Source organism: Halobacteriovorax sp. HLS (assembly GCF_004006665.1).
Taxonomy (GTDB): domain Bacteria; phylum Bdellovibrionota; class Bacteriovoracia; order Bacteriovoracales; family Bacteriovoracaceae; genus Halobacteriovorax.
In genome coordinates this window covers 543956-569283 of record NZ_QOCL01000014.1, presented here as the reverse complement: position 1 = coordinate 569283, position 25328 = coordinate 543956, and the positions used below count along the sequence as shown (strand labels likewise).

Sequence of the window (25328 nt, the reverse complement as noted above, 5' to 3'; positions counted from 1 at the left end):
AATTCCTATTTAGTATTTTCGGCATTAACGAAAAATAGTAAAGTCAAATACTGTGAAATTAAGCTTCAATTAAGCACTCTCTTGAAGCTCTCTTTAGTTTAAAAGCTTAAGCTGCTCGTTATTATAGTACTCGTACTATTAACATTTTCACCATATCTATTATTGACATAACTCTTAATCACTTCAAATGAAAATGGAATTGCATAGGCTAAAGTAAAGTCTGCCTGAACAGCTCCCCACCAAGACTGAGTCGACTTATTATAAAGGGCCTGCGTTCCAATAAGAATTCTATCAGCTGCAATGATATCAGTCCCCCCCTTAAGATGAACTTCTTCTAAGAAGATTGGAATAAATCCAGAACCTCGATAAATTTCCAATGCTGAAATTTTTATGGCCGCTCGAGTGGACTTTATCTCATTTCCAAAAATCTCACTATAAGGAAGACCATAGAATTGATGAAAGTCAGTGTAACTTCCTCCACCGTATAGAACACCAGAGTGATATGTGGTCTTATCTAAAACACTATAGCTTCCATTTCCATAGAAATAGAAATTTTTAAATGGATTAATATTAAACTTTAAAATAGATTGAAGACCATTATATGGATCATAACCCTCAACATCCTTTTTAAAAAATCTTCCTTTAAAGGAAACCTCTTGCCAGAAGTCATCAAACTGAGCGCGTAATTTATATCCTTTGAGTAAAAGACCATATTCTTTTTCATCTCTAATAGAGATAAAGTCATCTACCTTTTGAAGACCTCCATAAAAAGAGGTTATTAGATCAGCATTTTTTAATTCAAATTTCTTTGAATATGATGCCAGAGTAAGTTCCTGAGAGTCATTTCCTTTTCTTAGAGTACTTTGAGAAAAAGTTTTTCGATGTGAAATACTTAGATAATGAAAAAAAGGAAATTCATATGTGTAGGAAATATCAGGAGCAACTTCATCTAATTCAGAGTATAGAACTGCCCTTAAACTTAGAAGATGTCTTTGATCAGGGTCAGATAAAGAAGTGCTAATTCCCCAAGCACTTAAGCTATCTGACTCAGCTGTATAATCGAAAAACCAATATCGAGGAAGTAAGTGTTTAACGGAGGGATAAGATTCTTTAGAGACTTCAATATTATTTTCTACAGACGTTTCAAAATTATAATCTTTAAGTTCAACTCTTTTAAAAGTTTTTCTTTTTTTCTTAAAATCTTCGCAGCCTTTATTCCACTTATAGAGAGATGATTTTGAATTCTCCATAACTACTGCAGATTGCTTATTCGTTGAACTCAAAAGTATGGCCCTATCAAGAGTCGGATCTTTAATTAGTACTTGATTCTTGAGCGAGTTCATATACGTTTTATCATCGCTTCGAACAATAACATTATCCCCACAACTCTCAAGGAGCGTGAAATTCTCTGCATATTTCTGAACAATAGATACCTTCTTGTGTTCGATAGAATAAAAAGCAAGCATTGGCCGTTCATGATTAATATCTACTAGCTTAAAAAAGACTCCAGACTCAGCTTTCTTTGGATAAAATACATTCACACCTCTTGGAAAAATAATTTCATCTCCATTAATCTGCCATCTTCCGTCTTTAAATTTGAACTCTACAACTTCCTCATTGAATAAGAATGAATAGTCACCATTTTGTGAAGTAAGCTTAAATGAATCGGTGGCCCAAATACTGGTTGATCTCTGGGTTTTATCCCTAGTATTAATAAAGGACTTTATGGACAACGAAGTATCTGAATAGCGAGAAAGAGTGGATAATCTTCCATTAAAATCTATCTCTTGAGACTCCATAGTATCTAGATTTTGAGAAAAGACCTTTCTAACTTTATTATCACCTTCAGCAGTGATCAAATGATTCTCTAGTAATACAATTCCGGCCGATAGATCTTTTTGACCAACAATATTACTAATAATGCTTAGGCCCTCATCAGCTTCTTTTTCTCTTTGTTGGACCTTAGACTTCATTTCATTAAAGAAATTGGTATAAAGACCATTTGCACTCTTTCCAAAACATTCTTTAAAAGCTGAATTTAAAAAGAAAGGAATATTATTATTATTTGCACTTACAAGACATTGAACTGAGCCACTTTTTTGCTTTTCCAAGTACTCTAAAAAGAAGGCCCCTGTCCAATATGGAAACTGTCTATATGGGTAGACGCCAGGACTATCTATACAGTCAATAGTATGACAAAAGCCTCTACTAACAATGGCCTGCTCCCACTGAGCTCTCATTAGTTTATTTCTTAAACGACCACCGTTTGTAAACTCGCTCTCTCCCCAAGTCGCAACTCCTTCGATGAACCATCTAGGAGCGACTCCTCCAAACTTACCGATGGAACCAAAAATGGTTCTAACCAATTCAGGAAAACCACTTGTCTGGTCCATATGAACGATATGAATCAACTCATGTACCACTAGGCCTTGCAGATAATCATCGCCAGTTGTTAGATGCTCAACGCCAATTGGCGGAAACTGACGTAAAATTATTTGATCAATAGGAAAAACTGTCGCACTGCCATTGGCCTCATGGTCGTACTCACTTAGATTAAAGTGAATTGTAGTCTTCGGGGCATACTTAAAGTAATTTGCAATCTTAGCCGTATCTTGTCTCAGTATTTTAACGACACGATTGACGAAACTCTCGTCTTTAAGCGGTAAATGAAGCTCATAATGATAGTGTCCATAATTTGTCTCAACAGAAAATTTAGTTGTATCAATAGGAGAATCTGTTCTTGCAAATAGCAAAGGTGAACAAATATTTAGAAGAATACCCGACAAGAACACTCGGAAAAATTGTTTTTTCATTTTAACAGTACCTAATAGTATTTTTTTTAGTTATACTATCTTAATAAGTCATTAATATAAAAAGATATTTTATCTATAAGGAGTTAATAAATGAAAATTTCTACACTAATCGCCGTTATTGCACTTTCGATCTCTTTAGTAGGTTGTGGTTCTACAAAGAAAAAAGAAGTTCAAGATGGTAACCAAGAAGTATCATCTGTAGGTTCAGATAGCTCAGCACTTGAGCTAAACGCTGATTCTGATTCAGGAAAGGCCGGAGCAATCTCTTCAGTATTTTTTGGATTCAATTCATCGGTACTTACAACAGCTACTCGTGAAACACTTAATGCTAACGCAGAATTCCTAAAGGCCAACCCTTCTGTTGAAGTTCAGGTTGAAGGACACTGTGATGAAAGAGGTGGAGTTCAGTTCAACCTTGCACTAGGTGAAAGAAGAGCTGCTTCAGTTAAAGAATACTTAGTAGCAATGGGTGTTGCTTCTTCTAGAATCTCAACAATTTCATTCGGTAAAGAAAGACCAGTTGCTTTTGGACACGATGAAGGAGCATGGGGACAAAATAGAAGAGGAAACTTCGTTATTACTGCGAAATAATGATAAAGAAGTTAGTACTTTTCACACTATTTTTTCAACTTTGGGGATGTGGTTTAGCGACCACCCGCCCCAAACTTGAAATGAGCCTGGCACAAGTTGCATTTCTAGCAGCAAAAGAAGCAAAAGCACAAACACTCTCCCCTGGCGTTTTTAGAAAAGCAGAGTTCTACTATCTAAAAGCAAAGTCATCTTATCGAAGAAAGTATTTCAATAAAGCAAAGCAATACGCTATTCTATCTAAGAAGTTTTCTGAAAAAGCAGAGTTTATTGCGATTAGAAAACAAACTTTAGAAAATTTATAATTCTTATCTATAAAGAGGATATTTTAATGAGAAGAGAAATCAAATTTCTTGCGCTTAGTTCTTTAATTATTTTTGGTTCATGTAAAACTCAAGAAGAAATTCAAAGAGAACAAATGGTCGACAATCTTTCAATTCAAATGGTCGAAAACCAAAGCCTAACAGCTGACTCGAAAGTTAGACTTCAGAATATTGAAGAGAGACTCGGTATGCTAACGGGACAAGTTGAAGAAACAAACCATAGTACTAAAGAGCAATTATCAAAAGAAGTTCAAACACTTCGTGAAAAAGTAACTTTCCTAGAAGAAAAAGAAAAAGCTAATCAAACAACACAGGATATGAATCAAAAGAGATTAACTGAAATTGAAGATCAGCTTGTAAAGCAAGATGCTTATTTAAAGAAATTGCTCGCCACTCTGTCGGGAGCAACAGCGGCAAAAAAAAGCTCTAAAAAGTTATCTGACTACGATTCAGCAATGCTTGATTATAAGAAAGGTCACTACAGTAGTGCTAGACCAAAACTAGAAGCACTAGAATCTAGTTCTAAAATAAAAGGAAGTAAAAGAACAAGAGTTTTACACAACCTTGGAATGGTTAGCTATATCGGAAAAGATGACAAGGCAGCCGTTGTATACTTCAGCAAGCTCTTTACTGAATTTCCTAAATCAAATTACAACGCTAACGGAATGCTATTTCTTTCAAAAAGTTTGGTTAGAATGAAGCAAAATGATCAGGCCAAGCAAACACTTGAAGAACTTATTAAAAGATTTCCAAAATCGAAGAAAGTTAAAGACGCCAAAGCAATGCTAAAGAAATTGTAATGTAAAAGGAAGCTCGAATATGAAAAAGCAAATATGGATAATCGCTCTACTTATCATTTCTTCTTGTACTTACTTTATTGAGACAATTGATAATAATGAGTACACAGTACAGAATATTTCAAAGGATAGCTTTTCCATATTATTTAGTCATAATATCAATGGTGAAACCCACCCTTGTGGTTGCAGACATCACCCTCTAGGCGGACTTCCTCAAATTGCAGGAATAATGCACGAAATAGAAAAAAAGAGCGACACTCTCTATGTAGACAGTGGAGATACTTTCTTTGCTTCTTCTACGATTCCAGACAGCCTTAATAGCTCTTTGAGCTTCACAGGTAAGAACCTTGCCAGGGGTCTAGGAAAGCTTAAACTTTCCTATATGCTACCCGGAGAACAAGACCTTGCCATGGGTTGGGACTTTTTAAAAAACGTTGAAGAAGAAAATCCTTTTACTTACTTAGTCTCAAACCCATCTGCAACTTTTCCACTTAATCATAAAAAGATTGTTATCTATCAAAGAGGACCCCATAAGGTCTTTCTAATTGCATTATCAGATCCAAATATTTTTAAGCCTCAATTCTCTAGTGCATTTATCAGCCCAATTGCTCAGATACCTTTTATAAAAGAAGAACTTAAAAAGGCAGGATTCGAACAAAAGAATCCTTTTCATAGACTAATCGCCTTAACAAACTCTGGAATTGATGTTGATAAAATTTACGCAAAGAATTTTCCAGAAATCGATTGGATCATCGGGTCCCATTCACAAAGCTTCACGAAGTTTCCTGTTGAAGAGGGAAATACAAAGATGGTGCAAGTTCTTTCTAGAAACCACTACCTAGGAGAGATTAAGATCTCTCTAACTGCTGATAAGAAGTCCGACTCTTATGCTATTCATGAATCAAGAGATGAGAAAGCAAAGGTTTTACAACCTAATCCATTCCACGCCTTTCTCACAGATCATAAACAAAGGCTTGCAAAAATACAGCTTGAAGAGCAAAACGCAATGAGTGTAAAAAGCATAGGAGTACAAAAGTATAATACTTCATCATCATGTATTGAATGTCATACTGATCAGGCCAAGAAGTGGCAACAAACCCCACATGCACTGGCCTACCTCACTCTTATCAAGGCGCAAGAAGAAAATAATTTATCATGTGTAAAATGTCATTCTCTAGGACTTGGGTCTACACATGGATTCCAACGAGCGCAGGATATTATTCAGTTCGAACAAACAGATGAAAAAAAGCTAAAAAGGTTAAAAGATAATTACTGGAAACATGTAAAGAGTGAATTTACAAATTTTACATCTATTAGAAACTTACCTCCTCATACTATAGAGAAGATATCAAATAAGTGGGTTAAATTTGATGAACAAAGTGGAGTGTCGCATAACTTTTCTAACGTTCAATGTTTAAATTGTCATGACAAACATCTAGATCACCCTTTCTCAACAAGCGAAGTGAAAGTTCCTGACTCACAAAAGTTTGAAAAAATGAAGGCCAAATGCCTTAACTGCCACAACCAAGATCAGTCTCCAGAGTGGTATGAAGATGGAAAGGCCAGTGAAATTAAAATTATTCAAATGATGAAGAAAGTTCAGTGTAATCACTAATCAAGTTCATCTAAGAAAGTCACAAACTTTGATCGATACTTCAAATTCTTGGGCCAGAAAATATCAGTATGGCCCCCATCCTCTACTGACCACCACCACTTCTTTTTAGTCGATAACTTTTGGTAAATCTCTTGTCCAAATTTATAGGGAACAATTGGGTCCTTCTGACCATGTATCACTAGCGTTGGAATCTCGATTTTCGAGACAAAGTCTCTCGCTGCATACTCGTCAGAAACAAGAATATAAGACAGTGGACTTAGAACAACAAAGACACCTGCATTTTTTAGCTTATCAAAAGCAATAGACTGGTATGAAATAAAAGTTGAGTCCAAAATATAGAGATCAATCTCATCTCTATGTTTAAAATCTTTCAGCGCCCTCATACTTACAGCGCCACCAAGGCTTTGGCCGTAAACAATAAATTTTGGATAATCTCTTTGCTTTTCATAGGCCCAATTGAGAGCAGCGATAGAGTCCTTATTCAACCCCTGCTGATTGGCCTGCCCCTTAGATAGTCCATAACCTCTGTAATCAAAGATGAAAATATCGTATCCCTTCTTAGTCAGCCAGCCTAAGTTCAACCAATGAGAGGTTAAATTTTGGGCATTTCCGTGAAAATAAAGAATCAAACCCTTCTTTTTCTTAACTTTATTGCTAGTCATTAACCACCCATGAAGCTGTGTATCATCGGTGGATTTAAAGTCTATATCACTATACTCAATATCTTGAGTTTTAGGATCTGCGTAAAAGTAATCAGTGGGAAAGTAAAAAAGGTTAGAACAACTTGAAAATAGCAGTGCTAAAGTATAAATAATCAGCTTTTTCATGTACTAAGAACCTTAAAAGATTTAATAAACGCTATCTATTATGCTAGGATTTTGAGCTTATGACTACAAAGTTTATTTTAGGAATTGAAACCAGTTGTGATGATACATCTATAGCAGTGCTAGAGTGTGATTTTCATGACTTAAACACTCCACCTTCCGTTTTAACGCAGAAATCGTTTTCTCAGGAACAGCTACTCAGTAAATGGGGCGGCGTTGTTCCAGAAATTGCTGCGAGAAATCATTTAGCTAAGCTAGTGCCTCTGCTAGAAAGTACCCTCGACTCTATTCATCTGGACATGAAAGACATAGATGCTATTGGAGTTACGACTTCGCCAGGACTACTAGGACCACTGCTAACAGGTCTGAACACAGCGAAGACACTCTCACTTATATTTGAGAAACCTATAATTCCCGTAAACCACTTATTTGCACACCTAGAGGCCATCCACCTAACGAGAACAACTCGCTATCCATATATTGGACTACTTGTTTCAGGTGGACATTCTCTCTTTCTACTTGTGAAGTCTCAAAGAGATTTTGAAATACTTGGCTCAACAATTGATGATGCCGCGGGTGAAGCATTTGATAAAGGTGGAAAGATACTAGGACTCGGTTACCCTGCCGGTCGAATTATTGATGACCTTGCTAAAGAAGGTGATCCGCTAAAGTATCAATTCCCAATTGGCCTAAAGTCTTCTGCTGACTGCCGCCTAAGTTATTCTGGTGTAAAGACTGCCCTAAGACTTTTTGTGGAGCAAAATCCACACGTCGTTCACCCAGGTGGAGATATTTACTCACAAGATATAAAAGATGTCTGTGCATCTTATCAGCATGCAATTGTTGGAGCTTTGAAACTAAAACTAAAATATGCAATGAAGAAAGTTAATGAAGACCATCCGCAAAAACTAGAAGTCGTTGTCGGTGGTGGTGTTGCTTGCAATAGTTACTTAAGAAAAGTTCTAATTGAAACATATCGTGACGTTTTCTTCGTTACACCTAAGTACTGTACAGATAATGGGGCCATGGTAGCGAACTATGCCTCTAGAATCTACAATGATGCAATTGACTTTCCAGAGTGTCTAACTCTCGATGCTAAAGGAAGATATATCTCTAAAAAAGATCTTCAAGAAAAAAGGAATCTTTAGTGACCAAGAAACTTCCCTGGGCAGACAAAAACCTTGGACAACACTTTCTAAGAAGTGAAAGTATAATTAACTCTATCACTGAAGACTTCAAAGACGAGGCCCAAGCAATGATAGAAGTTGGACCAGGTCCTGGTATCCTAACGGAGTTCTTAGCTAAACATGATCTTCCATTTCATGTCATAGAAATGGATAAGAGATTTCCAGAATACTTAGAACAATTTATTTCTAAAGATCAGATAACCCTTAGTGATGCACTAAAGGTGGATCTTCCAACTTTCTTTGCACAAAAAAATATTGCTGATAAAGATATTTGGCTAGTATCAAACCTTCCTTACAACGTCAGCGTTCCACTTCTTATTAATTTCATTCAGGCCCCTCAGATAAAGTATATGACCCTGATGTTTCAAAAAGAAGTTGCCGATAAGGTTGTTAATTTTGTTGGGAAGAAAAAGAATTCAATGGGCTCACTACTTTGTCTGACCCAAAACTACTTTGAAGTAAATGTACTGTGCCAAGCGCCTCCTGGAGCCTTTCAACCTCCACCAAAAGTAGACTCCACAGTGATTAGTTTCAAAAGAAAAGAGTCTCCTCTAATACCAATTGAAGAGTTTAGAGAGTTTGAAGAATTTCTTCGCAAGATATTTAAATTCAAAAGAAAGCAGCTTGGAAGTATCTTAAAGAATTATTATGAAAAAGAAGTCTTAGAAAAAGCATGTGAAGAAGTCGGCGTCCAAAGAACCGACAGAGCTGAAGCTTTTGATTTAGAAGTAATACAGAATCTTTATAAAGTACTAAAAAAATAGGTCTACTATGAAATTAACCTCACTGTTTATTCTCTTAAGCCTCTGTTTAAATACTCAGGCAAATTATTTTGAGTTCTTCGGCTCTCACGTAACAACATCAGGAATTGGAAATCAGGCCAATCTAGATGCTGATGATCCGGCCAATAATTATTATATTCCTGCTCTTATGGCCCTAACTGAAAAGTTTAACTTTGCCGCTAGTGCCTCAATGAGTAGTACTAACTTTGAGTCCATCAATGGCGTTGTTATCATGAACGATGCTTACCAAGACCCAGCTCTTCCTGAGCAGACAGGAAGCGTAGGAACGGACTACGACCCTCAATATAATGGAACTCTTCACATAGCACTTCCACTGGCAAAAAATTTAGGAACAATTGCCCTAAGTGTAAATACTCCTGTTGGTAGTCTTATGAAAGTAAACTCAGGAGACCCTACTCTTCCTGAATATGTAATGTACCGCTCTCGCTATAGCAGAAGTATATTCTACTTTAATTACGCTAAAGCATTTTTAAACAATACACTGGCCTTTTCAATTGGAACTCAGCTTGGATTTCAGGCCGCAGCAGATGTAAAGACTCAAGTCTCTATTCAATCAGGATTCGGTTCATATGGTTCTGCAAAGTCTGATATTAAACCAAGCCTTGGTGTAATCTTGTCAGCTCTCTATAGACCTTCTGCCAATACACAGACCTACTTTGCTTATCAGCAAGAAATGAAGAATAACCTCGAAGCAGCGGCCTTTGGTAAAGTCAGTATCTCAACAACAACAGACTATATTCTCGATTTAAATGTTAAGAGTATGATTTACTACGATCCACATATTCTACGTCTTGGATTTGGGCACCAGTTTAGTATGTTTAAATTTTACGGACTGTTAGAATATCAGATGTGGGGATCATATAAGTCTCCAATAGTTCAAGTCATTCAAAGAGGTGGTGGAATTCAACCTAGTAACGACTACGAAAGTTTAAAAACTGAAGACATCTTTGTTCCAAAACTTGGCCTAGCTCTAAATCTAACTGAAGAGTTAGAATTAGACTTCGGTGTCATCTACAGACCAACACCTATTCAAGGTGACTTTTCGGGGGCCGGAAATACTTTGGATACAAATTCAACAATACTGACAACTGCTGGTCTCTACAATATGAACCTATTTGATTTTCCGATCAAACTAGGCGCTTCTTTCCAATATCATATGCTAGAAGAGCTTAATGTTGTAAAGTCTGCAAACTTAGAAAGTGGTGGAGCTGGAAATAAAATCGGCTCACCAGGATATAAGGTTGGCGGAAGCGTAATGGTTGGATCATTAGGTATGAATATTAGTTTTTAGGATTTTTATGGGTATTAAAATAATTGCAAAGAATAAGAGAGCTCATTTTGACTACGCTCTTGAAGATAAAATTGAAACTGGAATGGTTTTAGTTGGAACTGAAGTAAAGAGTCTTAGAAATGGAAAAGTTTCCATAGCTGAATCTCATATTACTATTGATGGTAACTTTGAAGTTTGGGCCCATAATATTAATATTCCTCAATACGAGTTTGGAAATATTAATAATCACGATGAAACAAGAAAGAGAAAACTCCTTCTAAATGCAAAAGAGACGTCTAAGCTCTTTCATAAAATGCGTGCACAAAAGCTTACTCTTGTACCAACAATGATATACTTTAAAGGATCAATCGTTAAATTAGAGATCGCTCTAGGAAGAGGGAAGAAACTCCATGATAAAAGAGCGGATGATCAGAAAAAAGATGTTCAACGAAAGCTACAAAAAGGTATCTACGAATAGGAGAAGATATGTCCATTTATGATCACAAAGTTATAGATAATAAAGGTAAAGAAGTTTCATTATCGGACTATAAAGATAAGGTCGTTCTTGTTGTAAATACTGCTTCTAAATGTGGCTTTACACCTCAGTATGCAGGTCTTCAAGAGTTATATACAAAGTACAAAGAAGAGGGGCTTGAGATTCTTGCTTTCCCTTGTAACCAATTTGGGGGACAAGAGCCTGGCGAAAGTGAAGAAATCGCATCATTTTGCGACCTACAATTTAATATCTCTTTTCCATTAATGGAGAAGATAGATGTTAACGGAGATGGTACTCACCCATTCTACGAAGAGCTCAAAAATAGTGCTCCAGGACTACTTGGATCAAAGAAAATAAAGTGGAATTTCACGAAGTTTCTTATCGGAAAGAATGGCCAGTCAATCACAAGGTTTGCACCTCAAACAAAGCCAAGTGAACTAAGTTCAAATATTGAAGACCTACTAAAGTAGGTCTTTTTCTTATTTTGCTACCCAGTTATAAACAACGAATAAGTAAGTTCCAAAGAATGCAATCCCAGAGAACCTATAGAAGTTTCTCTTAATGAGACTTAGACCTATTAGAAAGACACTTGCAAAGACAAGTACTGAAATCTCAAGCGTGTAGTCTTTATTAATTGCCACATCATAGAAGCCTAGTGAACCTAATACAAAAGCAACATTGAAAATATTTGAACCAATGATATTTCCCGTAATCAAGTCTGTATTCTTCTTTTTCACACAAGCTAGAAGTGCTGTTACGAGCTCTGGAAATGAAGTTCCAAAGGCCACGAAAACTGCAGATATAACATATGTAGAAATACCTAATGCTGCACCTATCTTAGAGCCAGAACTAACTAAGAGCTCTCCACCTAGATAGAGTAAAACAAAGCCAATTAATAACTTCACAAACATTATAGGAGTGATTTCATGAATTGTTTCTTCCTCACTTGCATTTCTTAAATGTCTCTCTTTGGCCATCCCCCTAAAGGTATGTGTTAGATACACAATAAAGAAGCCTACAAGAAGAGCACTTCCCCACCAAAATAGTTTTGTTTGCAATAAGATAAAAGAGAGAATTGCTGTTAGAACAATATGAAAAAAGAGCTGAACCTTAATTTCTTTTCCGGCCATATAGAGAGGTACGGCCATCCCCGTCAATCCCATTATTAAAAAGAGATTGGCTATATTAGAACCTACAATATTTCCCAGTGCTATTGGTGTCTCACCCCTAAAGCACGCCAATTGGGAGACAAAGAACTCTGGTAATGACGTACCAAACCCTACAATGAGTAATCCTATAACAAGAGGTGACATTCCGAGGAAAAGACCAATTTTCTCTGCTGATTCAAGAGCAAACTCTGCTCCAAAATATAGCATTACGATTGCTAAAACTAATAAAACTACTTGTAGTGTCATAATCCTTCCCTATAATTAACTTATGAAGACAATATATAGTAACTTTACCGAAAAGAAATTTAAAGTCGTAGCTATTACCTGTGCGTTATTTTCTGATCTCGTTATCGCAAAATATATTTGGTTTATTTTCGCTGATAAAACAGTATTTGAAAAATACTTTGTTCAAGCTATAGATCAGATGAAACATAGTCCTAACTTCGACGAACAATTAATCCCTAAAGACTTCTTTAACGAATTCTTTCAAATATGGACAAGCTCACTAGTCTTAATGCTTATTGCTGTCATTCTAGTGCATTTACTAAATTATCTATTCTATTATCAAAATAGATTATTTGCTTTTAAATACCTTCGAATACAGGCATGGATTGGAGGAGTTGGTCTACTACTAGCGGGAATTCCTAATATACTCAATGACACCATCTACTTAGCACTTGCTGCGGCAGGAATCGCTCTTCTATTTGTAGCAAATGGACTAAAGATTTTTAAAGTGAAAAGTCCGGCACTAAAATCCTAGTTTTTTCAGGATTTGTCCATGGAGGAAGATCTCTTACTTTCTCCAAAAGGTTTCTCTGACCTGTAACTGCTAGTATGAATGAGTCAAAGGCCCGTGGATTCTTGATAATGAGCTCTAGATCGTGGTCATAAATAAAGATATTTAGCCTGGCCTCTATCTTCTTAATAATATCTAACCTTGCATCAATTCCAAGTTCGATATCACTCATATTTAAAATATCTCTCTTAAGTAAATTCTTAGACCTCATAAGTTCGATGAGTGTTAGGTTTACATTTCCTTCATAGAGATCAATATTCTTTGGAAAGTGTCTTCTTAAGTAAGAGAATCTAGAAAGAATCATCAAAGAGGTATTTCCAAACGAGTCATAGGAAGAGTTAAATAGCTCTAAATATTGGTCATAGTAATATTTCCAAATCCAATAATCTGCAGATCTATTCCAATAAGGAAGAAAGCCTTTCTTCAACCTTCTTTTAAATGATCTGGAAAGTAGATGCTCGTGAGACTCTTTATCCCAAAAATCTCTTCCCTTATCTACTTCATCATCATTATTTCTATTTCTTTCATAGGCCTTAGGGTGATTCGCATGAATTTCTTTATCTTCTTCTAGAATTGCTTCAATTCTTTGCTTCACACTAGTAACCGATTCAACCGGACATTTATCCGATCCAGGGCAATCTAATTGGCAACTATGACAGGCCGGCCAAGTCAGAGGGAAGTCTACAACAAGTTGCTTGACGCTATAGTCCTCTATCCAAGACCTAATAGCATCATCGCCCTCTAGACCTTCTTCATCTTTAACTTGTAAAAGTGATCTCAGAAACCATCTTTGAGAAGATTCGTAGTATTCGATGAGGCAGAAGAAGAAATTATCCTTTCTTCCACCTTTCATACTCATACCCGCAATATTTTTAGACTGAACCACCACTGCTCTCTTTAAAGAGGTTTATCTATCGAAAATGGGAGAATATCCATGTCATTACTGGTGACTATACTCTCTACAAGCTCTCTTTGCTCTGATGGATGTACAATTAAAAAACAACCTCCACCACCGGCACCGCAGACTTTTAAACCTGCACTAGGAACCGCTTGTACAACTTTATTATACACCATATCCATTTTTTCAGAAACTATTCCAGGAAAAAGTTCTTTACGAGTGGATCCTTCTTTAGAAATAAACTCGCCTAGCGAGCTAAAGTCTTTATTTTTTATAGCTTCATAGGCCTTTTCACTTAGGTCTGCTATTTGCATTAAGCCCTTTCTAATATTGATATCTTTATCAAAGAAGCCTTTGTAAACTTCCCAGTTATTTATTCCTGAAAGTCTAGACTGCTTGGAATAAACAAGTGAGATGTGATTTTCTAAGTATTCTTTAAGCTCATCACTATAGAGTTGCTCTACTTCAATCTTATCTAACTTTGGAATGAGGGCTAAAACTCCTCCATAAACAGCAGGATAATAATCTTGATAACCTGCTGGCCCTGAATCTAAGATTCTACCCTCAATTGATCTAACAACTTTAATAGCTTCATTTCTATCAATTGGTATTTTTAGAAAATTACAAATAGCGCAGTAAAGTGTCACTCCCATAGAAGAGGAACCACCAAGACCAGCTCCTGCTGGAGAGCCAGACTTTAAGTGAAGTGTAATTCCACTGGTTAGTTCAAAGTGATTTAAAATCTGACACACAAAAGAAAAATGAGAGAAGTGATCTCCTAATAAATTTTCAACAGTAAAGTCACTGCTATCGAAAACCACTGAAGTGTCATAATCTAGAGAATGAATCTGAACTTTTCCTTTTTCAAATTCTTCAATTGTAACTTCGGCCTTTAAACTTGTCGCAAGATTTAGAGTTACAGTATTTGGAATAATTAAGTTAATTGGCTCTAAATCAATAGTTCCACCTAACAAGTCTACTCTTACTGATCCACTATACTTCGCCATTATATATTCCTACATATGGTAACTCTCTAAAGCGGCCATTGAAATCTAGTCCGTATCCAATAACAAAGTGATCTTCTATTTCAAAGGCAAGGTAGTCAATTTCTACTTTATGCTCAAGTCTTGCAGGCTTATATAGTAGAGAACTTACTTTTAAAGTTTTCGGATTTTTCTTTTTAAAACTCTCAACTAATGATGAGATCGTTAGTCCAGTATCAACAATATCTTCAACCAGAAGGACGTTCTTTCCTGCAACATCAACATTAATGTCGAGATTAACTCTAAGGTTTCCAGTTGATTCAGTTCCTTCATAGGATGAAACTGACATAAATTCCAAATGAACCGGAAGGTTTAATTCTCGAATGAGATCGGCACAATAAATAAATGAGCCCTTTAGAACTCCAATAACAACAAGCTCTTCTCCATGAAAATCTTTTGAAATTTGTTCACCTAACTCTTTAACTCTCTTTTGAATAACTTCTTTAGAAAATAGAACAGGATAAGACATATAAACCTCGGGTTTAGTTAATACCCAATGATTATAACAAAAAAAGAAAAGGAGACCAGAGTCTCCTTCATAAAATTATATTTGATTTTCTAGAGCAGTATCGCTTGAAGATTGAACATTGATTGAAAAAGCGAGTAGATCTTCATCTTCTGGCTGATAATCCCAATGTGTTGTACATCTAGCTTCATAAAGATCGGCCTCTCCAACAAGAACTTGATCTGAGTTAGAAGCAGACTTTCTATGCGTTTTAGAAGCCGGAGCACCGCAAGAAGTACACACGGCCTTAACCTTAGTTACTTCATCAGCTACTGCCATAAGATGTGGCATAGGTCCAAAGGGCTCACCCTTGTAGTCCTGGTCTAATCCAGCAAGAATAACTCTAATACCTCTTCTTGAGAGCTTATTAACAACTTTAATGATGGTTTCATCAAAGAATTGAACTTCATCAATAGCTACAATTCTCGTAGAGTCATAGAGATTTTTTAAAATATCAATAGCGCAAGAAACCGGCTGTGCCTTTACTGATTGCGAAGAATGACTCACAACATCACTTTCGTGATATCTATCATCTATAGCTGGTTTAAAGATTTGAATCTTGATTTTTGCAATTTGCGCTCTTCTAACTCTTCTGATTAACTCTTCAGTCTTACCAGAAAACATAGGGCCACAAACGACTTCAACACTTCCTGTCATGAAGCTTGCTGCGTAAGGCGACACGTCTCTCTCCTTTTTAAATGTAATGCATATCTGTGTGTGTAAATGAATTCTTACAGAGAATTTTCGCTCTGTAAATGAACTCAAATATGTGTTCTTTTTCTATTTTAATGAATTCCAATAGATAGTGGAAAAGTATTTTCTAACACCGTCTGACTTTGGCAACTTGTCAAAATAGGATCTATTTTAAAGCATTGCAAAAAGAGTTGAAAAATAGACCACTACTAGAACAATTAAGAGAACAAAAATAAATAGTGGTGAACAAACTACGATCAAACTTTGTAGAGTAGTAAGGCCCATATTATTCTTGAGTCCTGCAAAGAGATAAATAATTGAACTGAAGTGACGAATCATTTCTCCAAAAATTGGAACGATCAAGAAAACATTGGTCACAATAGAGTGATTTACAACTTGCGCTGAAACACTCTCTAGGTCACCTTCAAAATTAAATAATGATCCAAAGAACTTTACAACAACCATCCAAACTTTTGAATAGAACCAAAGAGTCACCGGAAAGAAAATTGCTTGAATAATTGACCACGAAATAAGTACCTTCTGACCTTCAACTGATATTTCATCATTGATTAAAAAAGAAAAAGCGTCACTATCACTCATGCTCTCTGTCGTTAAAAATCCTAGATAAATAAGACCTACAGAGTAAATTCCATTAATGATCGCCATGATCCAAGATACGCTTAAGACTTCAACAAAGCTTAATCCTTCATTTTTTAAATGCTCTTGATGCTCCACATGCGACTGATCAGCAATGGTAAGTCCAGAAGATCTCAAGTTTACTAAGGCCTTATGGCGATTATGCCTCAAAGCTTCATGAGTTTTAAATGGGTGTAAAAAAGCGACTATGTAATCATTAATAATTGTTATCATTGCTCTACCCTATAATCATCCGGATCAATACTGATTAAGTCTTTATCAACTCGTTCATAATGATATGAAATTCGAGAGCGTCTATCGACTAAAATAATTTCTCTTTCAGTAAAATGAAATTCAATATTTCTTGCTTGAAAGGCAATTTGTAATTTTGGATGAGGAAAATCAGAGTCTTTAAATTCATCTAAAATATATTTGGCCGGACTTTGCATCATCTTCAAAGTATTCATGGCCTTTAAACCAAACTGGTGAGAACCAATCTTCATCGATTCATTATTATCAAACTTTATTTCAAGTTCACCATTTATAACTTCAAATGGTTTAAGATCCCAAAGATTTTGAACATTATATAAGAAAAGCCTCTGCTCTCCACTTTTTATGAGAAAAATCCCTGGATAATTTGGTGCTTTCAAGTAGTACCTATGATCATTATTATAGGACTCGAAAATATTAAATACTGCAGAACTTGTCTCGAGAGATCCAACTTTTCTTCCAAGCTTTGATTTATCATAATCTTTAATATACATCTCTGCTTCAAAACTTTCATACTTACGCTTTAAATAATCGAGAATATTAGAAGATACTTTAATACCAGCAATAGGTGCTGGCTCTGTCATCTTAGTTTTAAAATCAATTGAAAAGCTCTTATTTCTTATATTTGTTATTTTAACTGAACTATTATCAAAATCTTCGCTAAAGACTTTTAAGTCCATAAAGAATCCTGTTGGCAAGAAGAACAGAGACTTTACTCTTTGGTATTTATGATCTGATCGATGTGACTCTTCTTGATTATAGATAACTCCTTCATACGGAGTTATATCATGAGCTATTGAGTATTCAGAGACACCATCTGTTTTAACTTCAACATAGAAGTCTTGTGAAAAATCTAACTTCTTACCTAGCCTAAACTCGATTCGACACTTCTCCATTTGGAAACTTATCTTTGGAAATTGTTCAGGAAAGAAGTCCTTTGGATTCTTTATATCCTCTGCACTAAGTTTTTTCTTAGATCGTATATTAGCAATACGTTTAAGAAATTCATTTATTTTTTCTTGGCTAACTTTAAAATCACTTGAAAAATAAACAATATCTTCACCTCTTCTTACAAGATGATTATAAGGCGTTTGAATCTCTTCTAGACGGCCAAACTCTTTTCTTACAACTAACCTAGAGACAATGTCATCTTTTTCCTTCTTTTCTACATGCTTCTTCTCCTGAGTAAAATAAACAACAGAAAGCAGAGCTATTAGTCCGATAAAAAGGTAGAGATTCTTCATTACAGCCGACCTCTTCTTCTATAAATAATGATGGATAGTATAATTAGAATAACAGGAATAATAATAACACTAAAAAAGAATATAATTCCTAATTGAGGTGCACTAATAAATATAGGCTCATCTTTAATTGTTGTTCTATCAAAGCTTATTAATTGATTATTCCTTGTTAGCCAAGAAATTGAATTTACAACAATAGAGAAATGCACTCCGTATTTAGTAAAGTTATTCGATACAAATGAGCTATTTGAGAAAACAACAATTCTAGAACTATCATCAAACTCATGTGCTAGAGCAAAGTTTAATGGGCCTGGAATATCTTTAGATTTATCAAATTTCTTCTTATCTAATTCTAGAAAATTAGACTCTCCCCAACTTAAAGGAGTCGATCTAATTAAAGTTCTACCTTTATCAATTTTCGTTTTATCAAACTCTAAAACTGTTGCCAGAGGAAAGAAAGCATAACCAGTGAAACCTTCAAAAATAGGATGTCTTAGGTCAAAGTCCTCCGCTATCGGAACAGTTCCTTTTGACCCTTGAACATTAGACTTCGGAGAGATGGCCAATAAATTATGAACCTTTATTCCAACTTCTTTCAAATACTTTCTAAAGTTTGGAATGCTATCCCCATTAAACTGAGGATTAATTGCAACTAGTAAGGCTCCACCAGATTTACGATATTTCTTAATCGCTTCAATCTCTCTTTGTTCTAAATCAACCTCAACGCCCCAAAGAACAAGTGCATCACAAATCCCCAAAGGATCTGAAGAAACTAATTTATAATCTTCAATCCTATAACCTTCTTTATCTAAAAGTCTTTTTAGGGCACTATGATGAATATTATCGTCAGAGTACCAACTGAATTTTGAGTGAGAACTATCAACACAAAGAATACTTTCTTTGGCCGATCCTACACGATAAAGAGCATTCGTTAGCTCTAATTCTCTGACTCTCGTGAATCTAGCAGTGCGATCACCTTTTGTTACAATAATAGTTGGAACTTGAGTAATTTTCGACTCAGCAACAAGGTCTGGTCTAGTATCTATATCTATGTACCTAACTGAGATGTCACTCTTGTGAACAGAATAGAGTTTAAATAGAGCGCTGATATTAGCGTGATCACTTTTCTTTGCAAATACATCAACTTCTATTTTCCCTTCAAGTGAATCTAAAACTTTTACAGTCTGCTGCCTAAGAGAGTTAAACTTCTTCTGAGAAAGATCAACTTGCAGAGGATTCTTAAAAAATAAATAGTTTATTAGCCCAAGAATATAGAAAACTAAGAAGCAAGTTAATAAAGATGAACTCAGTTTTTGAAACTGTGCACTCTTGTAATAGGCCGAGAATCGATTTCTCTTGATGATCACGAGAATTAATGTGAGCGAACACGTTATAAGCGAGACAACACTATTAAGAAAGACTTCGTCGTCAATTGATATCCACAAGGCCAATGAAGTTAGATACAAAACAATATTACAGCCAACAAGTACATTAAATAACTTTCCCTTCATTACCATCTCCTTGAGTCAAGAGACTTATTAATAAAGAGCATAAAGAGGCCAATGAAAGAAAAGAAATAAACAAAACTATAGCTTCTTAAATCTCCCTTAACCATAAAAGAGAAATGAAAAGAATTATTCATATAGCTAAAGATTTGCCCCACAATAAAGTTATTCGTTGAATTAGCAGAGAGATTTAATAGAAGGATCGATATGAGTATAGCAAAACTAATGAACGCCGATACTATTTGATTTTCACTCAAAGAAGAAGCAAACATTCCTACAACAACAAAGCAGCTAATATTTAACAATAGTCCTAAGTAGGCACTAAAAACGACTCCCCAGTCACTATAGCCGGAGAACATCAATACTATTGGGCAAATAAAAGAAAGTCCCAACATAATTGAAATCATCGTTAGATTAGAAAGAAATTTTCCTATAATTATTTTCCATATAGAGACTTTAGACCTTAACAGCAAATCAAGAGTTCCAGACTTATTTTCCTCACAAAAAGTATTCATGGTTAACATTGGAGTTAAAATCATAAACAAGAAACTAATAATATTAAATAAAGGAATTAATACATTTTGAGTTAGAGAAGCTCCCGTATGTTCTTTAGAAGCAAGTATATAATTATAAAAAATCCATCCTACGATTGCGCTAAAGATTGCGCATAAAATATAAAACAATGGAGATGATAGAGACTCTTTGAACTCTCTTTTAAAAATACTAAGCATCTGTTGATCCTGTAACTCTTTCAAAAATTTGTTCTAAATCTATTTCGACATTTGATAAAGAATTCACATTATAATTCTTGTCCATTAAAAATTTATTAAGCTTTCCTCTAATATCTTCATCATTCTTTGTGTAAATAATTACAAAAGCACCGCTATACTCGATGGAGGAAATTTCAAATGAAGACATAAGCTCTTTATGGTCTTCATCTGTTAAGACCGAATCTAGTTCGACTTTAATAACCTGTCCTGTTACAAGGTCTTTTTTCACATCTTCAATTTTTCCAGTTTTAAGGATTCTTCCCTTATGAATAATTGTCACCTCATCACAGAGATTACTCGCTTCATAAAGTTGATGAGTAGAAAAGAGAATTGTATGATCATTCTTAAGAGAGAGGATCAATTCTCGAATTTCCTTAATCGCATGGGGATCAAGCCCAACAGTAGGCTCATCTAAAATAATGATTTCAGGATCAACAACTAAGGCCTGAGCAATACCGACTCTTTGCTGATATCCCTTCGATAGATTTCTAATTAAACGTGAACTCACTTGAAGCAGTCCACATTTCTCTAAAACTGAATCAACACTAATTGCTGATTTATAAATAGATTTAACAAAATCTAAATAGCTCCTTACATCCATATTCTTATAAAGAGGTGGATTTTCAGGTAAGAAGCCAATTGATCTTTCGGAGTTAATAGTCAGCTCCCCAGAACAGGGTTGCAAAATACCTGTAATGATCTTCATTGTAGTAGATTTTCCTGCTCCGTTTGGACCAAGGAAACCATGAATACTACCTTTAGACACAGTAAAGCTTATATCGTCCAAGGCCATTGTACCTGGAAAATTCTTTTGAATATGCGAAATTTCAAGGGCGCTTTCTTCCATAAAATCACCTATAGATGTAGATAGACCTAATCGTAGCAAATTTATTACGGAAAGTTAAAGCGTTAATGGCCAAAAATGATGAAAACAACCCTATTTTTTCAAGAAAATTCGAATACTTACCGATAGTATAAGTTATGAACAATTTATTTAAAGAACACGTTAAGAAGGCACAAAATATTATCATTACGACCCACATCTACCCAGATGCCGATGGTATTGGAAGTCAAATAGCTCTTTGCATGGCCCTAAAGTCCATTGGCAAAAACGCAATTTGTGTAAATGAGATGCCTCTGTTTGACAGGTATAAGTATCTCGACCCACAAGATGTGGTCATATCCTATCAAGAATATATGGATAAGCCTTTTACAGAGATAGACCTTCTCATCGTTGCAGATACAAATAGTCTTCCGCGCATTGGAAAGAATACGCAAGAGTTAGTTCTCAATTCTAAAGAACTACTCTTCATAGACCATCATCCATGCCCTAGAGAATTAAAGAGTATTCATTGTATTGATACATCAATGGCCGCGACTGGAGAACTAGTAGGAAATCTTATTAGTGATATAGGAGTGGAGTTTACCCACCCTATCGCTCTCGCCCTATATACTGCAATTTTAATTGATACTTCAAGCTTTAGATACCCTACGGTTTCAGCAAATACTCATCGCCTAATTGCTAAACTTATGGACACAGGGGTTAGACCACCTAGAGCATTTAATCAAATCAATGGAACAAAGAAAATTGGATATATGAGATTGATTGGAGAAGTTCTCTCTTCTGCTCAAACAAATGAATCAGAAGAAGTGGCCTGGATATGTCTCAACGAAGAGATGATTGATAAACATAAATCTGATGCTGAAGATACTCACGGGTTTATTAATCACTTACTCATCTTAGATAATATAAAAGTCGCTTGTATGTTTAGACAAAATGGAAAATCGGTAAAGCTAAGTATGAGAAGTGCAGATGCTAATATTGATGTTGGAGTTATGGCCCAAGCACTTGGTGGTGGCGGCCACAATCATTCAGCAGCGACTGTTCTAGAGGGAACTCTAGAAGATATCGTCAAAAATTCAATTGAAAAGATTCAACTAATGATAGATGGAAGTAAGGACTAGTCTTTTTCTAGAATTTCAGCAAGAGCAGCTCTTTCTTTTTCGTTCCAGCCAAAGCCTCCTACACTTAGAAGACCTTTAAGCTTTTTACGCACATTTGGATCTTGAGGATCATTCTTATCAACATCTGGTTGTAATAAGAGTTTCTTCTCTTCAACCTTGCCTTCAACTTTAGCCTCAGCTTTAGCTTCTTCAGGCTTCGCTGCCTGCTGTGCTCTCTTTGAAATATCCACTTTAGGTTTAGCTTCATCAGACATAAAGGTACTAACTTGCTTCCCTTTTTCTATATTAACTTTTGCCACACTCTTTTTAGTTTTCTGAGCGACTCTTGCCTTTATTTCTTCGGCAGACAATTGCTCTCTTGGAGGTCTATAGCTTTTCGTATTTTTCTTTGGACCAGAGCTTTTCTTTCTTTTTGAAGTAACTTGGTCGGTAGTAGAAGGTCTGTTATCAAAGGTGCTAAATACTTTCATACCTTAATTATAGCCAGTATTTATCGAGTTTACGAGCGGAAAGACTTTCTTAGCAAGTGTGATTGGCAGTGCTAAAAAAATAGCTGCCTAAATAAATGGGCAACTCACTTTCTTATCTCAAAAATAGCGAGTCGAGCTAAAGTCATAAAATCATTGAATAATAAAGTATTGAATTGCTTAAAATACAAAAATGAAAATTAAATTCGAAAAAAGTAATTGATCAAATTGCTCAAGCTGATAACCTTGTTCCTCGTAAGAGAGATTTCTATATAAGTCTGTTGTTGTACGTCAGTTCCAATCGTCCGTATCTTGTAAAGACAATATAGATACCAGAAACATAATGTTTCTATTGAGAGAGAATTATGAAAGTAATGGAATTGGCGAGTAAATCAAAGTTAGTTTTTTTATCAGTCCTATTATCTGTATCCCTATTCACAACATCATGTGGTAGCGGTAAGAGTGGATCAAATTTATCTATTCCAGGAGTAGTTGGTCCTGTGGTTACATTACAACAAGACGATGTTTTAATCTCCATGGTATTTGATGGTATAGAACTACAAGGTGGCCTAAGATATGCCATTCCTAAATACCCTAACTCTTATATTGAAGTTTCACCAGATCTTCAATCTAGTGGTACTCTAATGTCAGTTTCAATTTCACTTGATGATGTGTTTAATGGAGACTTATCTAGACTAGACCCACAATCACTTCCAGGTGGTAGAGCGTTACCAGGAGTTTCAAGTGGTAGATTACCTGCGGTAGCGTTTAGTATTGAAAAGTTTCATAACATGGGTGTTTATATTGGACCAAGTATTTTTGGTATCTTTATTCCAGTAAAAGGTCTTAACATGCAAAACTCAATCATCACGGCAAGATTCTATGCTGGTGGTTCAAGAGTTGGTAACCTTTCTCTAGTAGGGGAAGATATCAATAGTGAAAATGGTGGTTTCTTACTTATGTTAGATATGAAGGGATCAGTAAAAAGAAAATTAAAGAAAGTTGCTAAGAAGTATTAATTCATACACTTATCGATTCAGATAAAGAAAGGAGCGCATCGTCGCTCCTTTTTTTATTTCTTATTGTGATCCAAGAGGTTTAACTGCCACTTATACTTAGTGCTTTCATCATTAAGGATTTCAGCATAGACAGGCGTCGTCTTTCCTTCGAGGTCATTTAAAACCCAGAACTTCTCACCGATTATAGAAGTAATATTGTAGAGACCTTGATGCATATTATTTTCAATTAAAAATTTTAAAAAGATCAGGCGCATAGGTTCAGTTTTAGTACCTAGTCCATCATACTTCTTCATATCATCCAAGGCCTCTCTAGTTTGATAATCCTTAATCGGTGCTTCAAGGGCCTTGATCATGGCCTGTGAAAAAACTAGATCCTCTTTCATTTTATTCATATTAATTGATACTTTATTAACATCAGTATTTTCTAAAATATTTCTAGCTGTTTCAAAAGCTGAGACTTTTACAACTGGTTTTGGCTCAACTTTTGGCACTACCACCACTTTTTTCTTTTCCACAACTTTAGGAATAACCTTAGGTTTTGGTACTGGTTTAGGCTCAATTTTAGCAATGATAACAGGCTTTGGAACTGGTTTTGGCTCAACCTTTTTTTCGACAAAGAGAAAGTCTCCAAGTCCTTTATCATCAAACTCTTTTAATGCCCCAGGAAGAAATAATTCCCCCTGAACATATCTAGAATCTTTTGCAATTAATTGTTTTGAAACGAGAGAGAAAATAACATCTAGATCGGCATAGATCATTTCCTTAGACTTAAATAACTTGGAATATCGATTCAAACAACTAAGCCCATGACCTCCGTCATTGATAACATTAGACGCATTAGATTGAATAATAAGATCAGCAGCATTATTAATATAGCTCATTCCATACAAGTCATCTTTTTCAGAGCAAAAAGTATTTAAAGAGTTAAGATCACTATTATAAGAACTAATCAATGCCTTACCTATATCTTCAATCGAAACATCGGAGATATCGTAGCCATTTTCGAGCAACCACTTATACGCTCTAATTTTTGCAATCCCTCGAGGTCGTAGGGTTTTAAAACGTTCTAACCACTTTGAAAGTTCCGACTTATTAAGCTTAGAAAAAGAACCTGGATTCCAATTTTCCATATATCTAGACTTAACTCTTTTTACGAACTTCCTCATTTCGATTGTCTTAGGCGTACACTTTCCAATGACCTTGTTCCAGTCTAGAGAAGCTGCTTTTTCATTTTCACCTATTTCGTAAAGCTGAATATGATACTCTTTTAGCCCTTCAAAGATATAACTAATCGTTAAAAGTCTATAAAGGTAACGAATATACTCTATATTCTCATTAAGATAATAATCAGGACAATTAGACTTAACAGGAATTTCTTCTTCCCAAAGCTTATAGAGGCTAAATATATCTTTCGAAATAAAAGAAGGTAGGTACTGCTCATAATAATGAGTTTCCTCAAAGGAAATATTGCCTAAAATGTTTGAGAATTTATATAGAGGATCTGTAGTCCCATAGAACATTGGGATTTTTCTCTCACCAAGATGAACACTATCGTAAAAATTATTTGAACTCTCTTGTGCAATCGTAAAATTGCACAAGAAAAAACTAATTAATAAAAGTTGCAGCACACTTTTC

Annotated in this window: 26 protein-coding genes; 12 read left to right on the top strand and 14 right to left on the bottom strand. The window is 35.4% G+C overall.

The genetic code is table 11. The features are described from left to right. Window positions 1–98 precede the first annotated feature (98 nt). On the bottom strand, window positions 99–2813 hold the full coding sequence (locus DPQ89_RS16760) for a hypothetical protein (RefSeq protein ID WP_127718185.1): 2715 nt from the start codon (window positions 2811–2813) through the stop codon (window positions 99–101). Between the two features lie 90 nt (window positions 2814–2903). On the opposite strand from DPQ89_RS16760, the gene pal reads away from it, so the two are divergent. The 4 genes from pal to DPQ89_RS16740 are packed head-to-tail and all read left to right on the top strand — an operon-like array spanning window position 2904 to window position 6136. Next, window positions 2904–3404 (top strand): peptidoglycan-associated lipoprotein Pal, encoded by a 501-nt coding sequence (gene pal, locus DPQ89_RS16755; RefSeq protein ID WP_127718184.1) that lies wholly within the window; start codon window positions 2904–2906, stop codon window positions 3402–3404. Beyond that, complete coding sequence (locus tag DPQ89_RS16750; RefSeq protein WP_127718183.1) at window positions 3404–3706, top strand: DUF4398 domain-containing protein; 303 nt, start codon at window positions 3404–3406, stop codon at window positions 3704–3706. The genes pal and DPQ89_RS16750 overlap by 1 nt, the downstream gene beginning before the upstream one ends. Window positions 3707–3732: 26 nt before the next feature. Continuing rightward, window positions 3733–4524 carry a tol-pal system YbgF family protein gene (locus tag DPQ89_RS16745; RefSeq protein ID WP_127718182.1) on the top strand — a complete coding sequence of 264 codons (792 nt, stop codon included), beginning with the start codon at window positions 3733–3735 and terminating at the stop codon, window positions 4522–4524. Window positions 4525–4543: 19 nt separating this feature from the next. Further along, window positions 4544–6136 (top strand): multiheme c-type cytochrome, encoded by a 1593-nt coding sequence (locus DPQ89_RS16740; protein WP_127718181.1) that lies wholly within the window; start codon window positions 4544–4546, stop codon window positions 6134–6136. Here the strand turns inward: DPQ89_RS16740 and DPQ89_RS16735 are convergent. Beyond that, window positions 6133–6963, bottom strand: a complete 831-nt coding sequence (locus DPQ89_RS16735; protein ID WP_127718180.1) for an alpha/beta hydrolase — start codon at window positions 6961–6963, stop codon at window positions 6133–6135. The two genes, DPQ89_RS16740 and DPQ89_RS16735, sit on opposite strands and share 4 nt — an antisense overlap. 59 nt (window positions 6964–7022) lie before the next feature. Between DPQ89_RS16735 and tsaD the strand changes: the two genes are divergently transcribed. The 5 genes from tsaD to DPQ89_RS16710 are packed head-to-tail and all read left to right on the top strand — an operon-like array spanning window position 7023 to window position 11186. After that, window positions 7023–8108, top strand: coding sequence for a tRNA (adenosine(37)-N6)-threonylcarbamoyltransferase complex transferase subunit TsaD (tsaD, locus tag DPQ89_RS16730; RefSeq protein ID WP_127718179.1), 1086 nt, complete (start codon window positions 7023–7025; stop codon window positions 8106–8108). Then, window positions 8108–8911, top strand: a complete 804-nt coding sequence (gene rsmA, locus DPQ89_RS16725; protein WP_127718178.1) for a 16S rRNA (adenine(1518)-N(6)/adenine(1519)-N(6))-dimethyltransferase RsmA — start codon at window positions 8108–8110, stop codon at window positions 8909–8911. Before tsaD ends, rsmA begins: the two co-directional genes overlap by 1 nt. 7 nt (window positions 8912–8918) lie before the next feature. Further along, window positions 8919–10241, top strand: coding sequence for an OmpP1/FadL family transporter (locus DPQ89_RS16720; RefSeq protein WP_127718177.1), 1323 nt, complete (start codon window positions 8919–8921; stop codon window positions 10239–10241). A gap of 7 nt (window positions 10242–10248) precedes the next feature. After that, window positions 10249–10698 carry an SsrA-binding protein SmpB gene (gene smpB, locus DPQ89_RS16715; RefSeq protein WP_127718176.1) on the top strand — a complete coding sequence of 150 codons (450 nt, stop codon included), beginning with the start codon at window positions 10249–10251 and terminating at the stop codon, window positions 10696–10698. A gap of 8 nt (window positions 10699–10706) precedes the next feature. Beyond that, entirely contained in the window at window positions 10707–11186 is a 480-nt protein-coding gene (locus DPQ89_RS16710; RefSeq protein WP_127718175.1) for a glutathione peroxidase, read from the top strand. Window positions 11187–11195: 9 nt separating this feature from the next. On the opposite strand, the gene DPQ89_RS16705 is transcribed toward DPQ89_RS16710, so the two are convergent. After that, entirely contained in the window at window positions 11196–12131 is a 936-nt protein-coding gene (locus tag DPQ89_RS16705) for a calcium/sodium antiporter (protein ID WP_127718174.1), read from the bottom strand. 22 nt (window positions 12132–12153) lie between these two features. On the opposite strand from DPQ89_RS16705, the gene DPQ89_RS16700 reads away from it, so the two are divergent. Then, complete coding sequence (locus tag DPQ89_RS16700; protein WP_127718173.1) at window positions 12154–12645, top strand: hypothetical protein; 492 nt, start codon at window positions 12154–12156, stop codon at window positions 12643–12645. Here the strand turns inward: DPQ89_RS16700 and DPQ89_RS16695 are convergent. From DPQ89_RS16695 to DPQ89_RS16655, 9 genes are all read right to left on the bottom strand, one after another. Next, window positions 12614–13567 (bottom strand): hypothetical protein, encoded by a 954-nt coding sequence (locus DPQ89_RS16695; RefSeq protein WP_127718172.1) that lies wholly within the window; start codon window positions 13565–13567, stop codon window positions 12614–12616. The genes DPQ89_RS16700 and DPQ89_RS16695 overlap by 32 nt on opposite strands. 11 nt (window positions 13568–13578) lie before the next feature. Beyond that, complete coding sequence (locus tag DPQ89_RS16690; RefSeq protein WP_127718171.1) at window positions 13579–14586, bottom strand: hypothetical protein; 1008 nt, start codon at window positions 14584–14586, stop codon at window positions 13579–13581. Continuing rightward, window positions 14573–15091, bottom strand: a complete 519-nt coding sequence (hpt, locus tag DPQ89_RS16685; RefSeq protein WP_127718170.1) for a hypoxanthine phosphoribosyltransferase — start codon at window positions 15089–15091, stop codon at window positions 14573–14575. The genes DPQ89_RS16690 and hpt overlap by 14 nt, the downstream gene beginning before the upstream one ends. A gap of 75 nt (window positions 15092–15166) precedes the next feature. Then, on the bottom strand, window positions 15167–15784 hold the full coding sequence (locus DPQ89_RS16680; RefSeq protein ID WP_127718305.1) for a thymidine kinase: 618 nt from the start codon (window positions 15782–15784) through the stop codon (window positions 15167–15169). A 207-nt stretch (window positions 15785–15991) separates the two neighbouring features. After that, window positions 15992–16690, bottom strand: coding sequence for a hypothetical protein (locus DPQ89_RS16675; RefSeq protein ID WP_127718169.1), 699 nt, complete (start codon window positions 16688–16690; stop codon window positions 15992–15994). Then, window positions 16687–17970: a hypothetical protein gene (locus DPQ89_RS16670; protein WP_127718168.1), complete on the bottom strand. Its 1284-nt coding sequence runs from the start codon at window positions 17968–17970 to the stop codon at window positions 16687–16689. The genes DPQ89_RS16675 and DPQ89_RS16670 overlap by 4 nt, the downstream gene beginning before the upstream one ends. Continuing rightward, window positions 17970–19478 carry a Gldg family protein gene (locus DPQ89_RS16665; RefSeq protein WP_164848490.1) on the bottom strand — a complete coding sequence of 503 codons (1509 nt, stop codon included), beginning with the start codon at window positions 19476–19478 and terminating at the stop codon, window positions 17970–17972. The genes DPQ89_RS16670 and DPQ89_RS16665 overlap by 1 nt, the downstream gene beginning before the upstream one ends. Further along, window positions 19478–20227, bottom strand: coding sequence for an ABC transporter permease (locus tag DPQ89_RS16660; protein WP_127718166.1), 750 nt, complete (start codon window positions 20225–20227; stop codon window positions 19478–19480). Before DPQ89_RS16660 ends, DPQ89_RS16665 begins: the two co-directional genes overlap by 1 nt. Next, window positions 20196–21089 (bottom strand): ABC transporter ATP-binding protein, encoded by an 894-nt coding sequence (locus tag DPQ89_RS16655; RefSeq protein ID WP_127718165.1) that lies wholly within the window; start codon window positions 21087–21089, stop codon window positions 20196–20198. The genes DPQ89_RS16660 and DPQ89_RS16655 overlap by 32 nt, the downstream gene beginning before the upstream one ends. A 134-nt stretch (window positions 21090–21223) precedes the next feature. On the opposite strand from DPQ89_RS16655, the gene DPQ89_RS16650 reads away from it, so the two are divergent. After that, the gene (locus tag DPQ89_RS16650; RefSeq protein WP_127718164.1) at window positions 21224–22207 is read left to right on the top strand and encodes a bifunctional oligoribonuclease/PAP phosphatase NrnA; all 984 of its coding nucleotides are present in this window, start codon (window positions 21224–21226) and stop codon (window positions 22205–22207) included. Here DPQ89_RS16650 and DPQ89_RS16645 read toward each other — a convergent pair. Then, entirely contained in the window at window positions 22204–22677 is a 474-nt protein-coding gene (locus DPQ89_RS16645) for a hypothetical protein (protein ID WP_127718163.1), read from the bottom strand. The genes DPQ89_RS16650 and DPQ89_RS16645 overlap by 4 nt on opposite strands. Window positions 22678–23039: 362 nt before the next feature. On the opposite strand from DPQ89_RS16645, the gene DPQ89_RS16640 reads away from it, so the two are divergent. Continuing rightward, a complete protein-coding gene (locus DPQ89_RS16640; RefSeq protein ID WP_127718162.1) occupies window positions 23040–23693 on the top strand; it encodes a hypothetical protein in 654 nt (217 codons plus the stop codon). Between the two features lie 53 nt (window positions 23694–23746). Here DPQ89_RS16640 and DPQ89_RS16635 read toward each other — a convergent pair whose 3' ends face one another. Beyond that, window positions 23747–25291 (bottom strand): hypothetical protein, encoded by a 1545-nt coding sequence (locus DPQ89_RS16635; protein ID WP_127718161.1) that lies wholly within the window; start codon window positions 25289–25291, stop codon window positions 23747–23749. Window positions 25292–25328: the final 37 nt, after the last annotated feature.